We start from the raw sequence: 18525 nt of genomic DNA, 5'->3' as shown, positions 1-18525 counted from the left end.
TGCCCAATCCAAAATCCACAATTATTGTGAGGAGTCAGGACGTGAACTATCTCAATCAACATCTGAAATCTTTAACATCCCTCATCATCGCAACTGTAATTTTAAGTGCGACACAATTCTCCAAACCCGCCCAAGCACAGGTTGCTTATGGTAGCTATGTTGGTGTTGGTCCATCTATAGGTTTATCTGATGGCGTTCAAGTTGGGGGTGTGTTAGCAGTTCGTTACAAATTGTTGGAATCACCCGTTTCTTTTCGCGCTCAAGCTTTGGTAGGTAAAAGTACAGCTGTAGTGCCAACGGTTTCCTACGATATTCCTCTCAACTGGCAAACCGATGCTTATATTGGTGCGGGATTGGTACTGGCTGGGGGTGATGATCCTTCACCAGTGGGGAATAAAATTGCTTTTGCTCTCCAACCTGGTGTTGATTACAGTGTACCTGGTAGCAACACTGTCATTTTTGGGAACGCAATTATTGCCTTTGATGCTTTTCGTGACGGTGGTGGCACGGCGCTGTCATTACAGGGTGGGGTAGGCTTACGGTTTTAATTTGAGGGTATGAATTTTTGTCTTTAACCTTAGGGAATTTGCATACAGGTTATTTGAAGCTTGATTAATTTTGATTTTCACGAAAAAACAGTGCTGGTTACGGGCGCTTCGCGAGGAATTGGCAAAGCGATCGCATCTGCTTTTGCCTCTGCAAATGCCCGTGTAGCCATCCATTATCATCAGCAACGTCAGCTTGCAGAAAGTTTCCGGGATTCTTTAGCCAGTAACAGACATATTGTCGTGGGTGCAGACCTGACTAATGCTGTGGCGATCGCCGAGATGGTTGATTATATCATTGCTGAGTTTGGACAGATTGATATTTTGGTGAATAATGCTGGTATTTACGTAGAACATCCCCTCAGCAGTACCAGTTATGCAGATTGGCAAGCTATTTGGCAGTGCAGTTTAAATACAAACCTCTTGGGGGCAGTAAACCTAGCTTATTGTGTTGCTCAATACATGATTCAGCGACAAAGCGGACGCATTATTAATATTACTTCCCGGGGTGCTTTTCGCGGCGAACCCACAGCCACAGCCTATGGAGCCAGTAAAGCTGCCCTCAATTCTTTTAGTCAGTCCCTAGCACAGCACTTAGCACCACACAATATTTGCGTGACAGCAGTTGCTCCTGGGTACGTAGAAACCGATATGACAAGTGAACTTTTAGCGAGTGCGGCAGGAGATACGATTCGCCAGCAAAGTCCCTTAAATCGAGTAGCAAAACCGGAGGAAATCGCCCAAACTGTCTTATTTTTAGCTTCCCCCGGTTCAGAATTTCTCACAGGTTCTATTGTTGATGTCAATGGAGCCAGTTATTTAAGGTCTTAGTTCGGCGCTCACGTAAAATACCTGGGAGTTTGGAAGCCCTGCGGCTTCAGCCCAGGGGTGCGATTCGTTGGGTAGAAACTAACCTTGAAAAGGGTGGAGGATTACCCGCAAAGTTACTAAGTAACTTTAACAATTTGATAGTCATGTGGGTGAGGTTTGAAACCAAGTCCCATCCTCCAGGTGCAGGAGTGAAAGCACACAGAGCGCAGTCTAGAACTGTGTCCCCCAAGGTAGCGACTAGCCATCAATCCTTGAAGCGGGGGTGAAAGGTGTTAAATACTGGAAGCCTAATCTGGTATACATCAAGCAGGAGTTCATGAGTAGGAATACGAAGGTATGTTTGAACCATCGTCAGGAATAACCAGCGTAATCAGGCTGAAACGCTGGGAGTCCCAAAAGGGCAAGGATAATGGGGAGTTGGCAAGGTCCTGGGTGTCCAACAAGCACTTCCTCTAAACCCGGTGGATAGTACCGCTCTAAAAACTCAAACAATGACTATTAGAAACGAAGTAACCTCTCGTATGTTCTCAATCTTCAATAATTGAGTAGGTGCTAACTAATACTACGAGTAGTCAAGATTGATTCAAAAGCAAACGCCTCACTGTAATGGTGAGGATAGGCAGACAGAATCACGGTGATTTGGAAGATGAAGTTTCCAGTAGCAGTAAATATGTCTAATACGAGTTTTAAGACTACGGTGGAATGGCGCTCTATCAACTGGCGAAAGCTGGAGCGTAGAGTGTATAAGCTGCAAAAGAGAATTTATCGAGCCTCTCAACGTGGCGATGTAAAAGCATATCGCAGACTCCAAAAAACCTTGATGAATTCTTGGTCAGCAAGAGCATTAGCGGTTCGTAGAGTTACCCAGGATAATAAAGGGAAAAAGACGGCTGGTGTGGATGGTGTTAAGTCGCTGACCCCAAAACAACGCCTAACCCTAATCGATAAACTAAAACTGGGTTCTAAGGTTAACCCGACCAGGCGTGTATGGATTCCCAAGCCTGGAAAGGATGAGAAAAGACCTTTAGGTATACCTACAATGAAAGACCGAGCCTTGCAAGCGCTCACCCTACAAGCCTTAGAGCCGGAATGGGAAGCGCGATTTGAACCTAACTCATATGGGTTCAGAGCCGGAAGGTCATGTCATGATGCAATCGAGGCAATATTTAACTGTATCAGGTATAAACCAAAATTTGTGCTTGATGCTGATATAGCAAGTTGTTTTGACCGCATCGACCATGAGGCACTGCTTAAAAAACTAAACACATTCCCTACCATTCGCCGTCAAATACGAGCTTGGTTGAAAGCGGGGGTAATGGACGGTAAGCAGTTGTTTCCAACATCGGAGGGAACGCCCCAAGGCGGAACTACTTCGCCACTTTTGGCAAATATTGCCCTCCACGGCATGGAAAACCGAATCAAACAAGCCTTTCCAAAAGGTACAATCCTCAAAAAAGGTAAATATTCTGGTTATCAACCAGGAGCCATGTTGATTAGGTATGCCGACGACCTGGTAATTCTTCATGAAGATATAACCGTCGTCCAAAAATGCCGGGAAATAATGTCCGAATGGTTAAAAGACTATGGCTTGGAATTAAAGCCTAGTAAAACAAGATTGATACATACCCTATCAAAATATGAAGGGCAAAAACCAGGATTTGATTTTCTTGGTTTTAATATACGTCAATTCCCCAAAGGAAAACACCATACAGGTAAAAATACCAAAGGGGAAAAGCTAGGCTTTAAAACCATCATCACCCCAAGTCAAGAAAAAGTTAAGGCACATTATGACCATTTGGCTCGTGTAATTGATGCTCATAAAGCAGCACCTCAAGCGGCGCTCATTAAACAACTAAACCCGATTATTCGGGGTTGGGCTAATTACTTTGCAACTGTCATAAGCAAGGAAATCTATGCATTTTTAGACAACCTGGTTTACTTAAAACTCGTCTCTTGGGCAAAATTCCGCCACCCAAAAAAATCATGCTTTTGGGTGTCAAAGAAATATTGGCACCCGATAGACGGTGATAATTGGGTATTCGCAACCAAGGAAGCAGGAGAAAACCCACTGAGGTTACTTGACCATACCCGCATTAAAATAGCGCGGCATATAAAGGTTACTGGCGCTGCTTCCCCATACGATGGGAATTTGATTTATTGGAGTACAAGAATGGGTAACAACCCAGAAATGCCCAAAAGGGTGGCTTCACTCTTGAAATGGCAAAAAGGGAAATGTGCCTACTGTGGTTTGTTCTTCCGTGAAAACGATGTGATGGAAATTGACCATATCATCCCCAAATCGCAAGGTGGAAAGGATGAGTATAAAAATTGGCAACTTCTACACAGACATTGCCACGACACAAAGACTGCTGATGATAGTAGTCCCGGCACTCAATCTGGTTGTAATAGTACCAAGCCTAAACCACCCTCCGAACTAAATTGGTTTTGGGAAGAGGATATGTTGGTAATGAGGTATACCTGACAAGTACCAATTCACTGAGGAGCCGTGTGAATTTAACGGTTCAAGCACGGTTTTGGAGAGCAGTGGTTCCCGTGAGGGAATCACTGACTTTACTAGGAAAAACGACTCGTGCAGATTTATCTGCATTCAAAAATGCTAAACTACTTGTAGCAAGTAGGAATAACCATCTACGTGATGAAACACCCTAGTAAGGTGAAATCCCTGATTTACCTCGTTCCTGAACAAGTTCAGCCCTGGGTAAACAAGCAATGGCAGGATGTTGAGCGTACCAAACTGGCATGGTGATGGACTCGGAACGCAACGAAATTTAAAAAGTAAGCGCAATTGCAGCATCTTTAAAGGTAGTTGTTTTGAGCGTCTAGGGGGATATTTGACTATCCCTTTTAAGCAAGTCTTAAAGAATCTGCCTCTCTTCAGAGGGCAGAGTGTCAAAACTCCAATTTTGAGACTGGATTACTTCATTGGTGGTGCTTCCGGGGCAATTGGTGTATCTGGCTGCCTTTGCTGACGTTGTAAATATTTACTCAGTAAATATGCTATTTCCCCACGTGTCATAGGTTGCAACGGTTTAATGTTCCCGCGAGCATCTGGAGTAATAAATCCCTCCGCAATGACTGTAGCTAAGGCTTTTCTTGCCCATGTGGGAATTAATGCTCTATCGGCGTATGGTGCTAAAATTTCATCAATTGTTTCATCAGGAAATTGGAAAACACCGTAAGCTTGAGCAAAAATTGCGATCGCCTCTGCTTTTGTCACTTGCTGATTGGGAAAAAATAAATTATCGCGATAACCCCGCATAATCGCGGTTTTGAGAACTATTTGAATATCATTAAAAGCCCAGTGGGAAGTTGGAACATCCGCAACAGCAATATTTTCTTTAGGTAAACCTTGGCGTTGATCGAGTTTAAACACTTTGACCATAATTACCGCTAATTCTGCCCGACTAATCATTCTTTCCGGGTAAAATTTGCCATCAGCGAAATTTCGCATCCAATTCGCTGCAATTACCTGGGCGATCGGATCAGAACTTTGTACAGCCACATTATCCGCAGCATACACCATGACTGGTAAGGTTTGTAATAAGGCAATCAAAGATAAAGTAGTGAAACAATTACGCATGATTTAAATTAATAACTAACAGACAATGACTCACGAGATTTTATACAGCACCTTGTCGGTATAGTTACACAGAATAAGTCCAAAACCAGGATTGACTCCTCACTTGTGTGTACACAGTAGAGTGGGAGAAAATTGACCTCAATCAATCAAAACGCCGCATAACATCAGCTATCAGTATTTAGCTTTTTCCAACTCCTATCTGATTCAGCATCTGCGTATTTCCGGTTTTTCTCATTACCCTGGTAACTACTGTATATTCAAAAACTACCTAATTACTTAAGACCAACTCGGAATAACTTCGTTCCTGAAAATACTTCCAGATGACGCATTGGGAATTATTCCCCCATTCCCTATTAACGGTAGGATATGGATTATAAACAATGGATAATCAGGAGTTTTTAAGATGAGCGCAGCAGCAGACCCAGTAAAGATAATGAAGGAAGAAGTGGGTAAAGCCGCAGCCGCTTTGGTGAAGTCGAATAGTATTGTTGGCTTGGGTACGGGTTCAACGACAGCCTATGCAATTCAATATATTGGAGAACGTCTCAAATCTGGCGAACTGGAAAATATTGTTGGGGTTCCCACTTCTTTTCAAGCAGAAGTTTTGGCAAAGCAGTATGGTATTCCTCTAGCTACACTCGATGCGATCGACCATATTGATATTGCCATTGATGGAGCAGATGAAGTTGACCCACAAAAAAATTTAATTAAGGGCGGTGGTGCAGCCCATACCCGCGAGAAGGTTGTAGATTATCTCGCTAACCAGTTTGTTGTCGTTGTTGATGGTGGTAAATTAGTCAATAAACTAGGTTCATCTTTTGCCGTTCCTGTCGAAGTTATCCCCATGGCAATGACACCCGTTATGAATGCCATTACCAAACTCGGTGGTAAACCCGAACTCCGTATGGGAGTCAAAAAGGCAGGACCAGTAATTACTGACCAGGGTAATATGGTGATTGATGTCAGATTTAATGATATTCCTGACCCAGTTAACCTCGAGAAAACACTGAATAATATTCCTGGTGTTTTGGAAAATGGAATTTTTGTTAATTGTGCGGATATCGTTTTAATTGGTGAAGTGATAGATGGGAAACCATCTGTGAGACAAATATAAATTTGCTCATAGGGCATTGGGCATGGAAATAGTAAATGCGAGTAGTTCTTTTCCCTTGTCCAATGCCCAATAGCTATTCATATGTCTAATATGTCTAATATGTCTTTTCATCAATATCTATGTGCCATAGGCGTTCCAGTTTCTCAATCCGGCGACGACGAGCCAGTATTCGATATTGTTTATAACCAATAACACTAATAAGTAAAACCATCGGAATCCCAACTATTAAATAGCCGGCGATACTATGAGTCGAAACTTTAGGTATCTCTCTGGAGTTGACTTCTATTGACTGATTTACTGGCTGTTCTGCTGAATTTCCTCGCATTGAAACCTCTATCAACTAATTAATGGTACAAACAAATACTTCAGTAGTTATCTCATCATTTCCTGATGACTAAAGATAAGTTTTTCTTGTTTCACAGGATATGTTTTTACAAGAATCTGAATCACCGAAATAACGTATGTAATCATGCAGCATTTGGTTAATTGTTGTCTCTGCCTGTAGAATAGAAAAATGGGAAAACAGACGCAAAAATAATTCATAAAAGAGTTATCAATGATGCAACTCGAAAAAATTAATCAGTAATTTCCTCGGCACAAAATAACTTTTTATCTTTTTTTATCGCTCTTGACTACACACCCTAAACCAGAATGTTATACATTCCCTGATGATATTTAAGTGAAATTAATTGAGGTGAAAGTGATTCAGAATTATAGATGCAAATCTATGGATGCATAATTTTGGAGTTAATACAAACGCATCATCACCAATGAGAGTATTTAATCTCCAGTAATCAATAATAACGTTATATTGAGCCAGAAGCGAAAGAAAAAGACATAATGCTTTACAGAAGATTTGGACGTACAGAACTACAAATGCCTATATTTTCCTGTGGGGGAATGCGGTATCAGTTCAAATGGCAAGATGTTCCGCAAGCAGAGGTTCCTAGTGATAACCAAGCCAACCTTGAAGCCACTATTCACCGTGCTTTGGCAGTTGGAATCAATCATATTGAAACTGCGCGTGGTTACGGTAGTTCAGAGATGCAGTTAGGTCAGGTCTTACCGACTTTACCACGGGAAAAATTAATTGTGCAAACCAAAGTTACTCCCAAAGCGAATCCAAAGGATTTTGAATATGAATTTGAGAAGTCTTTAGGGTATCTGAATCTGGATTACGTGGATTTGCTGTCAATTCACGGTATTAATCATCGTGAAACATTTGAGCAGACAATGTCTGCTGGTGGTTGTTTGGATGTAGCGCAGAAACTACAAGCACAGGGGAAAGTACGATTTATTGGTTTTTCTACTCATGGTGCTTGCGACATAATCATCAATACAATTGAGACGAATCAGTTTGATTATGTAAATTTACATTGGTACTACATTAATCAAAATAATTGGCGAGCTATTGAAGCGGCGACTCGCCATGATATGGGAGTATTTATTATTAGCCCCTCAGATAAAGGTGGTAAGTTATATAGCCCACCACCAAAGTTAGTAGAATTATGTAAACCATTGAGTCCGATGGTATTTAATGACTTGTTTTGTTTGAGTCATTCGCAAGTGCATACATTAAGTATAGGTGCAGCAAAAGCAAGTGATTTTGACGAACATTTACAAGTATTAGATTTACTAAATAATGCTGATGAAATTTTGCCGCCAATTTTAACTAAGTTAGAACAAGAATTGATTAATTTATGTGGTGAAGACTGGGCAAAAACTTGGCATGTAAATTTACCAACTTATGAACAAACTCCTGGCAATATCAATATTCATGTTATTTTATGGTTGAGAAATCTAGCTCTAACCTACGATATGCTAGACTACGCAAAAATGCGCTATAACCTGTTAGGAAATGGTAGCCATTGGTTTCCTGGAAATAAAAGCGATCGCCTTCAGGAAATCGATTTACGTCAATGCTTAAGTCAAAGCCCCCATGCTGATAAAATCCCTCAGATTTTAGCTGAAGCTCATCAATTGTTAGCTGGGGAAACTGTACAAAGATTATCGAGCAGTTAAAAAATATCGAGTATTATTTAATACTTGTTGGCAGTAAAAAAATAATTAGTCTGAATTTTGCTGAAAATTGGTAACTTTGAGTCTAAATCTTAGAAAATAAAAGTGACAGTATAAAAGCATAATCAAATTTTACATAGATGCCTATATCGTTATGAATTTAAATCGTCGCCATTTTTTAGGTTTACTGGGTGCTAGTACGGGTGCATTGCTGCTAAATAGTTGTACTTCATCGGAGAATATAATACCAACTGCTGGGAAAACCTTAACTGTTGCTCCGAATCCAGAAGATAGTCCCACAGCCAGTCCCACAGCCACAGAAAATAGTGCAGAAACACAAGGAGTAATCCAGCTACCACCTTTACCTTACGCATACGAAGCCTTGGAGCCACATATTGATGCAGCAACAATGCGGTTTCACCATGATAAGCACCACGCAACTTACGTCAAGAACCTGAATGCAGCTTTAGAAAAACACCCCAAACTCAAAAATATTAGTGTCGAAGAAATGGTGCGAAATCTCAACAGCGTACCCGAAGATGTCCGCAATGTAGTCCGTAATAACGGCGGTGGGCATATTAATCATGCGATGTTTTGGCGGATTATGAAACCAAATGGTGGCGGAGAACCGACAGGTGCAATTGCCCCAGCTATTCAAGAAAATTTCGGTAGTTTCGCCAACTTCAAGAAGCGCTTCAATGAAGAAGGCAGCAAGCGTTTTGGGAGTGGTTGGGTATGGCTAGTTCGAGATCAAAATGGCAAACTCGAAGTCGTCAGCACCGCCAACCAGGATAGTCCCCTTGCTGCTGGTAAATACCCCATCATGGGTAATGATGTCTGGGAACATGCCTATTATCTCAAGTATCAAAATCGCCGTGCCGATTATTTAGATGCTTGGTGGAATGTCCTCAACTGGGATGAGATTAACCAACGTTTCGCAGATGCAGTGAAATTTAAATAGTCATTTGGCACTTGATTTGGCATTATTTAATCTGGTCTTAAATCGTTGTCTATTTCCACAATACCCCTGGAACCATCGATTCGCACGCGCTGTCCATCTTGCAAGACCCAAGTTGCATTTCTGACATCCATAATTGCGGGAATTCCGTACTCGCGAGCTAAGATTGCACCGTGAGAAAGCCGACCACCAGCGTCAGAAATGATTCCTTTTGCCCGAACCAATAAAGCTGCCCAGCCAGAGTCGGTATAAGGTACAACTAAAATCGTATCCGACTCGATTTCGGGGATATCCTGTAGATTTCGCAACACCTTTACCCTTCCTGTCGCTTGTCCAGGGCTGGCGGGAATACCTTGCAAAATTTGGTCGGGGGCAAGTGCAGGCATCAAAGCCGGGATAACTGGGGGAGTGTTGCCGTACACTAGTAGGGGAATTGGGTTCATTTCTCGATCGCGATCAAGTTGCGATCGCCTTCTCAAAATCAGCACTTGCAAACTACTCACCATCTCTGGATTGGCGGCTACAATCAGTTGACGAATTTCCTCGAATTCTAAAAAGAAAATGTCGCCTGTTTGCTGTAATACTCCATCGTCTAACCACTGTTTTTCTAAAGCCACAAAACACCAGCGCAACTCCGCCAACAGGCGCGAATAAACTTCTGTCACCTGTCCCTTGATATCCATGCGGCTCTGCACAAACATATTCATTTGCAGACGGCGTTTTTTGTGATTTTTTTCGGGCTGGGTACCCAACATCAGTTGCACAAACAGACTTTTGACAATTTCGGGTTCTTCCTTCCAAGTCGGCACCGCAATGTCAGTGCCCACCTCACTCAAATAACCGTAGCGTTGTAACAGTTGTTGAAATTCTGCCAGAATTCTTTGCCCTTCTGTGGAAACAGCTAAATCCTCAAAGACATTATCCGGATCAAAACCGGAAGCTATTCCTGTGCTTGATTCTTCAGTGGTTGTATTGATGTATAGTATTTGCTTTGCTTCTGTTGCTAATTTTTGCAATGCTGTGATTGCTGCAACTTCAGGAGTTTGGCTATTGTTAATATCCAAATCTTTAACTTTAAATATTGACTGACGCAAAGCCGCACTTAAAGGAGCTAAGATGCTGTAATAGGTTGCCTTTTGCAACAATTCTAAAATATAGTCGATGCGTGTTAATAATTGTGCTGCATCTAAATCATCTGCCGGCTCTTGTGATAGTTGCGACAATGCGACCATGAACTTACGGCGATTATCTCGCTGAAAATCCTGTTTTAAAGATAGTTCGCGCCCTAGCAGCTTTAGTAATCCTGGTAAATTCCGTAACGTTGTATCTAGCTGCGGCGGACTCATCTTCGCGCCACGAGTTAAAAATTCCAGACTTTCTGGCGGTAAACCCATGCGGCGGAAAATTTGACCCAATAAGGTGGCGTTGAAATAGGCATGGGAAAAATGCAATGTCGCTGTTTCATTAAAATCTAAACCCAAAGAACGCTCACCCAAAACAACAGCAAAAATTCCCCCCCATACCCCACATGTTAAAGGGCGATTAATTGACCAAGTTAAGGGACGAATTAAGCCGGGGATAACTTCAGCCGCGATTTTTCTTGTCCAAATGGGTAGTAAAGTCGTGATCGGACGAGCTTGTAATACCCACAACGTTTGCCCGTCGTAACTCCATTCAATATCCTGGGGTACACCATGATATCGTTCTTCCAGATGGCGAACTAAATAGGCAACTTGCTTGAGAATTACTTGAGGAACCTTACCTTGCCCTTCCAGGTGGATAAAGGAAACATTATCACTTTCGACCACAAAAGCCCGATATTGTTCGGGTGTCACCCTGCCGGATACAATTTGTGTCGGACTTCCTGGTAGTGCTTCAATAATAATGGCATCTACTTCTTGGGTGATGGGGTCACGACTAAAAGCTACACCTGAATAGACACTACGGATTTGTTGCTGTACCAGAACCGCCATTGCCGCTTCTTTAAGATTTTTGTCTCGGCGGTATTGTGCTGCCGAAGGATTATTGTAGGAAGCTTGAGTCCGATTAATCGCACTTAGTAATCCTTGTTTGGTCGTAACATTCAAAATACTTTCGTATAGTCCCGCCGCCGAAGCCGTATCTGTATCTTCACCCACCGCCGAAGAACGTACCACCAGGGGAGATAATTCTGAAGGTTGCAGAATATCGATTAAACTTTGTGGGTCTTCGTAGGGAAGTAATACCCAACCTTTAGGAACTTGATAACCCCAACGCTTAATTTCCGCTAACTTGGCGGCTTTATTCCCCACAAAAGCCGCATCAAGTTCATCATCTAAAGTGAGAACTGACACACCATCACCGCGAAGAAAATTCATTGCCCCTTGGGAGTCTAAACTTGCACCGGTTACAGATAAATCTAGATCATCCGGAATTTGATTATATATCCAAGCCAATAACCCAGCCAAGGCGATCGCAGCCAGCAATCGAAATCCATCTTCGGAATGTAACACCTTGACAATAATCGGGAATACGATCAAAATGCCATATTTAGCGGCTTGTCGGGAGCGGATAATTGTAAAACTAATAACTGCTAATAATAAAACAAAGATAGCCGCCAAGGGGTCATGTACCGCAAATCCCCAGACAACATTCGTCGTTCCCGCACCTCTCCCAACAAAATATCTACCCAAAACTAAAGTAATTAGTGCCAGCAATTCCCAAGCGGAACCGTCATCAAAAACAGCACGCGCCAGCAAAACTGCGGCAATGCCCTTGAATGCTTCCGATAATACCGCCAGCGTCCCCACCAGCGTTCCCCCGTGGTAAAAGGCTGCCGAAACACCAACATTACCAGTACCGAGTTGTGCCAATTGCTTTTTTGATAACGCTTGCGTAATCCAAGCAATTAGCGGCAACGCACCCAAGAGCGGGCAGATTACGAATATAACTAAAAAACCCCTGAGTTCAAACATCCTTAAATTTGGATTTTAGATATACCTTCAATGTAAATTCAAAATCCAAGACTAAAATAATTTTTTGATTTTCTTGGTGCATGATAAACATACACGCTCGGTTGCCTATTCTAACGCCTTTGTGACAGTTTTTTTGGCAATGAGCAAAAATAAATAGTATTAGAGACGTTAAATTTAACGTCTCTAAGGAATTTATCTATGAGATAAAGATAATTCTGTGTGATTTTGGAACTATGACAATTAGTAAAACTAATAGCTTAACTAACAGCCTAACTAACAGCGTAGGCAGATTGTACAGCCCAGATAATTAGAGCCGCAATTGAACCCAACAGCAACACTGTCGAAATAGTTACAAGTTTTGGAGAATCGGCACCATCAAATTTCATGATGCCTCGGTTTAAGTCGGACATACTTTTGTAAGCCTCCTCTTAATAGATTTGATTTAAAGTTTTGATTCCGTTCGTTCCGATTGTAGTCTTTCTAGAGGCGAAGTATACGGTAAGTTAATTAAGAATATAATTGAGATTTATAACGAATTGCATCATTACATTTACGAGCATCAATTATTGAGAAAATAAGAGAGACATACGGAGAGGGTAATTCTCTAAGTCTGCTTTTACCCATATCCTCTTCAATTACCCTCAGGTCATTTTTGAGAAATTAGTATAAGATGTGACTTTTGACTTGGACTAATTTTCCGAATGATTTCAGTAATTGTGGGGGTTTGTTTGTGAAAATGGGGTTAGTAATTACTTTTGCTGTGGTAGTGGGAGCGATAATAGTGGTTGAATCGCTTTTACGATCGCTGTATGGATTTGGCAACCCTTTAATTTATGTTGGTGATGAGAAAATTGGTTATTTGCTGGCACCTAACCAAAATACCCGTCGTAATGGCAAACGCATCGAAATCAATCAATACTCAATGCGTAGTCCCCAAATTCAAAAGGAACTACCATCCTCAACATTACGGGTATTACTGTTGGGCGATTCTATTGCCAATGGTGGTTGGTGGACTGATCAAAAAGAAACCATTTCTAGCTTAATGATTCAGTCCTTGGCAAATACCTCGATTAATAGTTTCTCTGATGAAACAGTATATACACTTGACTTTAAAAATATAGAAGTATTAAATGCCTCAGCAAATTCCTGGGGACCAAGAAATGAATTAGCATATTTGCAGAGATTTGGTACATTTTCAGCCCAGGCATTAGTGTTGTTAATTAACACTGATGATTTATTTGCCACCAAACCAACATCATTACCAGTGGGAAGAGATAAAAACTATGCTGATAAAAAACCATTCTTAAACCTAGGCTTAATCGAAGTATATCAGCGTTACATCGAGAAACAAAAGCCGATTCCTGAACTCGAAAAAATGCAAACAGAAACTGGAGATAGAGTCGGAGTTAACTTAGAGGCGATTCGCAATATTCAAGCATATGCAAATCAACACAAAGCCAAATTTTTACTGGCAATGACACCCCTAAAACGCGAACTGGGCAAAAATTCCCGTGACTACGAGATTACAGCAAGACGAAGGTTAAGGGAATTTACGGAAGCCCAGGGAATAACATATATAGATTTTCTGCCGTTATTTGAGGCATCTCAAAACCCCAAAGATTTATACCATGATCATATTCACATGAATTTACAGGGAAATAAATTTGTTAATGCCATCATCACAGAAAATTTATTAAAATCGTTACAAGAAAAATCAGCAGATACAAACACACCAGCAACATCTTTTTAAATGTTATTCACAATTAGTATGGTATTGAAGCAGAAAAAAACACTTGCGACTTTGATGCATCTAATATTCGCAAGCCTCATCCTCATTTTTATTAACCAAGTCGGATATGCAGAAAAACGTAATCTGGTTGAGCCATCGCCAACACCTTTAGATTTAGAACAGTTGAAAAATCCCCAAGGTGTAATTACGGCAGATACAATAGATGCAGCCAATTTGACTATTCCTAGTTTATGGTGGGCGAAGAAAAATTCCGAAGATAAATTGCTTGATAATTGGATAGCTTATCCTAGAGTTCCAGGAGAAGCAGCTCGCGTAGATTTAATTGTGAATCAGCAACTTTGGACTTTGCTGGATTACCTTGAACGCTACGAGTTTGTCAATCGTGTGGGTAGTGATACAAGAAATTATGGTTATAATTTGCGAGTTTTTAATTATCAACAAGAACTTTTAGGAACTTATACTTGTAACTTTGCAATTGAACGACCAGTTTGTAATATTAATATGAATGCTCAAAATCAATTGAGTATGCCTAGCGTGGAAGGTTAAAATAAGTCTGAGAAGTTATCTTTTCCCTACCAAAACCTGAATCATGATGCGTTACTAATTAATCCTTATGTTAGCTGATTAAATAAATTATTATACTGTTTTTCAGCTTCTATTGGTAAAGGTAGTAAAAATTCACTTTTGGCAAAAGTATCCTGATTTGCTAATAAAATATTGCGTAATGGTTCTTGAATATCCGATGCAGTAATATTAGTTGGAATTGGTGAATTAGTTTTAGTTAATATCATGATTTCCTTGGCAATATTTGGTTGCCAGAAAAAACTTATCCATTGTTTTAATAGTTCTGCTTGGCTTTGACGACCTGTTGGTTGAACCCAAACATCTGCCCACATAGCTGTACCGGAATTGGGAACAATTACACCTAAATATGGGTATCTAGACAAGTTTGGTAATATATCCTGTGACCAACCTTGAGCAATTAAGGTATCGCCTATAATTAAAGGTTCAATATATTTTGTTGAACCGTAAAATTTGACTTGCTGATGTAACTGTTGGAGTTCTTCTTCCAAGTCTCGAACTAAACTTAAATCTGTTGTATTATAAGACTTTCCCAACTTCTTTAAAACTAAGCCAATAACCTCACGTGGATGATTGAGCAAAGAAATACGATCGCGAAACTCTGCTCTCCACAAATCAGCCCAATCTGTTGGTGGTTTCCAACCATTTTTCTCAAATTTATCACGATGGTAAATAATCACGGTATTTCCCCAACGATAAGGCGCTGCCCACACCTTTCCCTGTTTATCTAAAAAACCGCGATCGTTGCGCGTTACTAAATCTTGCCACTGTTTAGGCAAAGTTGACCATTGTTGTATTTTGTCAATATCTAATGGTTGAATTAATTTCGCCTCAATTGCTGGTTTTAACCAAAAATCTCCTAATGTTAGTAAGTCAGCAGAAACCTGATTATCCGGTTTGCCAATCTGCAAACGACGACTAATTCCTTCTACCCAGTTCTTGTCATTAGATGTATGCTTATTTTGCCAACTCTCTAATTTTTTGAATACATCTCGTAACTGTTCAACAAGTCTAATATCAACTTGCATATTTTTCAGATTGATATCTTTCTGCAAGTTTCGGCGAAATTGACCAATTACCTGATTAGGAAGAGAATATTTTAATAAATCAACTGTTAGTCCTGGTTGATTTTTCCCTCCACATCCAAGTAATAGTTGTGAGAGGGCGAATGTACTTGTAGTAATTAAAAAAGAACGTCTATCCATTAAATTTAATTTAAGATTATATTTTTGAGATGAGAGTATTGGAAATTGAGCCTGGGACATAGAGAAATATCAAAGGTAGAGAACAGTAAAAATCAGAACCTATTTTCTTCGCCCATCTCCTTGCATATTCTCCTTGTCCCGTCGCTTCCTACTTTGCCTGAACTCGTGCCTGCTTAACCATGGCAATGAGAGTCTGGTGGGCATCTTCAGAGTCTTGAAGGACATGGTCAAAATTGATCCGCACTGGTACATCTTCATCACTTACCCGTGCCAGCAAATCCATTCCTTGTGGATCAATGGTAAGCATTTGTGCTGCACTTGCTTCCGTTAAACCACCAAATACTTGGGCGTAAAGAATCACAGCATTACTGTGGTCTTCATTCATGTGTCCACAAATACGCGCACTTACTTCCTGAGAAAAATTATCGCTCATGAGAATTATTCAAGTTCATTTGGCAATGTTCCCATCAAATCCTACCTTAACGCGCGATCGCTGCCTTCGTTTTTAATTATCGGTAAGTTGTAAAACATCTTGATACCAAGTTGCAGACTACAATAAAAACATGTATATTACTTTTTTTTACTGAAAGTAAGTATTTGTACTTGTAAAAAATATCAGGTACGATTTTTGATGATTAATTTTACATTTATAACTAGATGAATGCATTCAACCATCGCCGGATAATCATTGGGGATATTCACGGTTACTATAAGGGATTGATGACGTTGTTGGATGCGATCGCACCCACGTCAACGGATGAGGTTTATTTTCTTGGAGACCTAATCGATCGTGGACCAGAAAGTGCCCAGGTGGTAGAGTTTGTTATTCATCATAAGTATAAATGTTTGCTTGGTAATCACGAACAAATACTGTTAAATGTTCTTGCCGAAATAGACGACCCTAGTCCCATGGTGCAAACATGGCTATGTACTGGTGGACAAGCAACTGTAGCTAGTTACAAGCAAGCAATTATTCCCTATGAACATGTGGAATGGTTTGCAAATTTACCCACATATTTGGATTTGGGGGATATTTGGCTAGTTCATGCCGGTGTTGACCCGACAATCGCTCTAGCAAAACAAACATCTGAACAATTTTGCTGGGTACGTAATGAGTTTCATAGCATTCAAAAAGCTTTTTTCCCCGACAAACTCATCATCACTGGTCATACAATTACATTTACAATGCCTGGAGTGAAGCCGGGACAATTAGCACAAGGTCGGGGATGGTTAGATATTGATACGGGAGCCTATCATCCTCGTAGTGGTTGGTTGACTGGCTTAGATATTAATAACTCTATGGTCTACCAAGTGAATGTATTCAAAAATATCACCCGTATTTTACCCCTCTCAGAAGCGATCGCCATTGTCAACCCAGATGACATTAATCAAGTGCATCAAAGTAAGGGAATAGGCGCTAGTACGTCAAGGCAAAAGTAAAGAGTAAGAAGCGCAAAGTAGACGGTGTCGGTTTCCGTCACGTCTAACTTTGTAAGAAAGCAAAAGAAAGAGGATTTTATCAGCTTTTCAACCATTCTAGATGTTAGCTTTATTTCCGCCGTTGTGTACTATGAGGTCAGTAAAGAAGGGAATGCGGAGAGTGGAAAACAAAAATTAATTTTTCTAGATTTCTCCGCATCTGGCTCACCGTAGGGCGTTAAGATTTGAGCGATATACTGTTTTGTCCAATCCGGCTCTCCCATTCGATGGCTGCTCATTGATGGCACGTTTGAGGGCAGTAATGCGATCGCCTGTACCTGGGTGGGTACTTAAGAATGTGGGTACTGACTGTTTAGACTGGAGAAGTTTTTGCATAAACGACACCATTCCCGATTGCGCGTAACCCGCACGGCTCAGAGTTTTTAAGCCCCGGCGATCGGCATCAAATTCATCTCCACGACTGCGGGGACGGTTAAGTGCTAGTTCAACACCTATGCCCACGGCTTGGTTACGGTCTAAACCAGCTGCGGAGGCTACACCACTGGCTACAGCACGTTGACGCATCTGTTTAAGCAGGTGTTTACCACCAATATGACCAATTTCGTGTGCCATGACACTAGCGAGTTCGGCTTCATTTTCTGCGGTTTTCAATAACCCAGTGTGAACGTAAACAAAACCTCCTAAAGTGGCAAAGGCGTTAACGCTATCATTATCAACTACTTGGAAAGTATATTTGAGGTTGGGGCGATCGCTATATTGAACCAAACGCTGACCAATTTCTTCAACATAAAGATTAATTTCAGGATTGCGACTCAGTTTGACTTCGCTACCCACAATCTGGCTATTCATCTGCCGGCCTAATTCAACTTCTTGACGCTCCGATATATTGGAAAGCTGAAGCACTTGTGCGCCACGAATCAATATGGGGAACCAGTCAATCGCTGGTGACGGAAGCGCTGTACCCAGGCAAAGAGATATGGCAACTACTATAGAGGTTAATGGGTATAACCAACGTCGCCGTTTTATCAAGTCATTCACAGAAAAATACTTCCAACTCATAATCCTCATAATCGTCCGGTCGTGGGAGGGTTTTGCGAGAACGTAAAAGTATTCGACGAATTTCCGCAGATGTTTGTTGCATTCTAGACACAAACACCAAGAACTGCTATGTGAGAACTAATGAACTACAACTGACAAACCAGCAAATAGTCAAAGCTGATTTGATTTATCTTGACTATTTATCTTGACTCAATGCTAACTTTACAGTCTTAGATGACAACGAATTGTACATTTTTTTAACGTCAGTAATCAAAAGCACCAGTTATGATACACTGTCGCTGGACTTCACCCTTTGGTAAAAAATATATACTATGTGGGTCGAGTGGAAGAATTCTATACTTACTCGTCTTGCTCATGACGTTAGTTTCCCACCAACCTAAGTTGTGTTGATTTAGTCATTGCCTCAGCGAACGCATTTCCATCGCATCTGAACTAATGACCCTTTCCTTTTTCCCTTGTAACTTTTA

The 18525-nt window shown here is 41.0% G+C and carries 18 protein-coding genes; 11 read left to right on the top strand and 7 right to left on the bottom strand.

All coding sequences use genetic code 11. The features are described 5' to 3' along the window. Positions 1 to 62: 62 nt before the first annotated feature. The 5 genes from VB733_RS01850 to VB733_RS01830 all read left to right on the top strand — a co-directional run bounded on the left by VB733_RS01850 (position 63) and on the right by VB733_RS01830 (position 4046). Positions 63 to 548 carry a hypothetical protein gene (locus VB733_RS01850; RefSeq protein WP_323338446.1) on the top strand — a complete coding sequence of 162 codons (486 nt, stop codon included), beginning with the start codon at positions 63 to 65 and terminating at the stop codon, positions 546 to 548. Positions 549 to 638: 90 nt separating this feature from the next. Beyond that, a complete protein-coding gene (locus VB733_RS01845; protein WP_323338403.1) occupies positions 639 to 1376 on the top strand; it encodes an SDR family oxidoreductase in 738 nt (245 codons plus the stop codon). Positions 1377 to 1405: 29 nt separating this feature from the next. Next, positions 1406 to 1642, top strand: a complete 237-nt coding sequence (locus VB733_RS01840; protein ID WP_323338402.1) for a hypothetical protein — start codon at positions 1406 to 1408, stop codon at positions 1640 to 1642. Between the two features lie 380 nt (positions 1643 to 2022). After that, positions 2023 to 3858, top strand: coding sequence for a group II intron reverse transcriptase/maturase (ltrA, locus tag VB733_RS01835; RefSeq protein ID WP_323338401.1), 1836 nt, complete (start codon positions 2023 to 2025; stop codon positions 3856 to 3858). A gap of 26 nt (positions 3859 to 3884) precedes the next feature. After that, positions 3885 to 4046, top strand: coding sequence for a hypothetical protein (locus VB733_RS01830; protein WP_323338400.1), 162 nt, complete (start codon positions 3885 to 3887; stop codon positions 4044 to 4046). Between the two features lie 265 nt (positions 4047 to 4311). Here VB733_RS01830 and VB733_RS01825 read toward each other — a convergent pair whose 3' ends face one another. Next, the gene (locus tag VB733_RS01825; RefSeq protein WP_323338399.1) at positions 4312 to 4977 is read right to left on the bottom strand and encodes an S-layer homology domain-containing protein; all 666 of its coding nucleotides are present in this window, start codon (positions 4975 to 4977) and stop codon (positions 4312 to 4314) included. Between the two features lie 403 nt (positions 4978 to 5380). Here VB733_RS01825 and rpiA point away from each other — a divergent pair, with 403 nt between their 5' ends. Next, entirely contained in the window at positions 5381 to 6091 is a 711-nt protein-coding gene (gene rpiA / locus VB733_RS01820; RefSeq protein ID WP_323338398.1) for a ribose-5-phosphate isomerase RpiA, read from the top strand. Positions 6092 to 6185: 94 nt separating this feature from the next. Here the strand turns inward: rpiA and VB733_RS01815 are convergent, their stop codons facing one another. Further along, entirely contained in the window at positions 6186 to 6416 is a 231-nt protein-coding gene (locus VB733_RS01815; protein ID WP_323338397.1) for a hypothetical protein, read from the bottom strand. 515 nt (positions 6417 to 6931) lie between these two features. Between VB733_RS01815 and VB733_RS01810 the strand changes: the two genes are divergently transcribed. Beyond that, entirely contained in the window at positions 6932 to 8113 is a 1182-nt protein-coding gene (locus tag VB733_RS01810) for an aldo/keto reductase (RefSeq protein ID WP_323338396.1), read from the top strand. Positions 8114 to 8264: 151 nt separating this feature from the next. Next, positions 8265 to 9071 (top strand): superoxide dismutase, encoded by an 807-nt coding sequence (locus VB733_RS01805; RefSeq protein ID WP_323338395.1) that lies wholly within the window; start codon positions 8265 to 8267, stop codon positions 9069 to 9071. Positions 9072 to 9097: 26 nt separating this feature from the next. Here VB733_RS01805 and VB733_RS01800 read toward each other — a convergent pair whose 3' ends face one another. Together VB733_RS01800 and VB733_RS01795 are read right to left on the bottom strand one after the other, a co-directional pair. Continuing rightward, positions 9098 to 12022: a glycerol-3-phosphate acyltransferase gene (locus VB733_RS01800; RefSeq protein WP_323338394.1), complete on the bottom strand. Its 2925-nt coding sequence runs from the start codon at positions 12020 to 12022 to the stop codon at positions 9098 to 9100. A 269-nt stretch (positions 12023 to 12291) separates the two neighbouring features. Beyond that, entirely contained in the window at positions 12292 to 12432 is a 141-nt protein-coding gene (locus VB733_RS01795; RefSeq protein WP_323338393.1) for a hypothetical protein, read from the bottom strand. A gap of 320 nt (positions 12433 to 12752) precedes the next feature. On the opposite strand from VB733_RS01795, the gene VB733_RS01790 reads away from it, so the two are divergent. Both VB733_RS01790 and VB733_RS01785 read left to right on the top strand, forming a co-directional pair. Further along, positions 12753 to 13772 (top strand): SGNH/GDSL hydrolase family protein, encoded by a 1020-nt coding sequence (locus VB733_RS01790; protein WP_416336279.1) that lies wholly within the window; start codon positions 12753 to 12755, stop codon positions 13770 to 13772. Then, positions 13773 to 14318 (top strand): hypothetical protein, encoded by a 546-nt coding sequence (locus tag VB733_RS01785; RefSeq protein WP_323338391.1) that lies wholly within the window; start codon positions 13773 to 13775, stop codon positions 14316 to 14318. A 65-nt stretch (positions 14319 to 14383) separates the two neighbouring features. Here VB733_RS01785 and VB733_RS01780 read toward each other — a convergent pair whose 3' ends face one another. Continuing rightward, positions 14384 to 15559, bottom strand: a complete 1176-nt coding sequence (locus VB733_RS01780) for an extracellular solute-binding protein (protein ID WP_323338390.1) — start codon at positions 15557 to 15559, stop codon at positions 14384 to 14386. A gap of 148 nt (positions 15560 to 15707) precedes the next feature. Then, positions 15708 to 15992, bottom strand: a complete 285-nt coding sequence (locus VB733_RS01775) for a DUF2470 domain-containing protein (RefSeq protein WP_323338389.1) — start codon at positions 15990 to 15992, stop codon at positions 15708 to 15710. A gap of 224 nt (positions 15993 to 16216) precedes the next feature. Here VB733_RS01775 and VB733_RS01770 point away from each other — a divergent pair, with 224 nt between their 5' ends. Beyond that, positions 16217 to 16999, top strand: a complete 783-nt coding sequence (locus VB733_RS01770; RefSeq protein WP_323338388.1) for a metallophosphoesterase family protein — start codon at positions 16217 to 16219, stop codon at positions 16997 to 16999. Positions 17000 to 17203: 204 nt separating this feature from the next. On the opposite strand, the gene VB733_RS01765 is transcribed toward VB733_RS01770, so the two are convergent. Next, complete coding sequence (locus tag VB733_RS01765) at positions 17204 to 18058, bottom strand: M48 family metallopeptidase (RefSeq protein WP_323338387.1); 855 nt, start codon at positions 18056 to 18058, stop codon at positions 17204 to 17206. Positions 18059 to 18525: the final 467 nt, after the last annotated feature.

Origin of the sequence: Calothrix sp. UHCC 0171 (assembly GCF_034931845.1) — a bacterium.
Lineage (GTDB): Bacteria > Cyanobacteriota > Cyanobacteriia > Cyanobacteriales > Nostocaceae > Brunnivagina.
The sequence above is the reverse complement of the archived record's forward strand: the minus strand, read 5'-3'. Positions and strand labels throughout refer to the sequence as shown.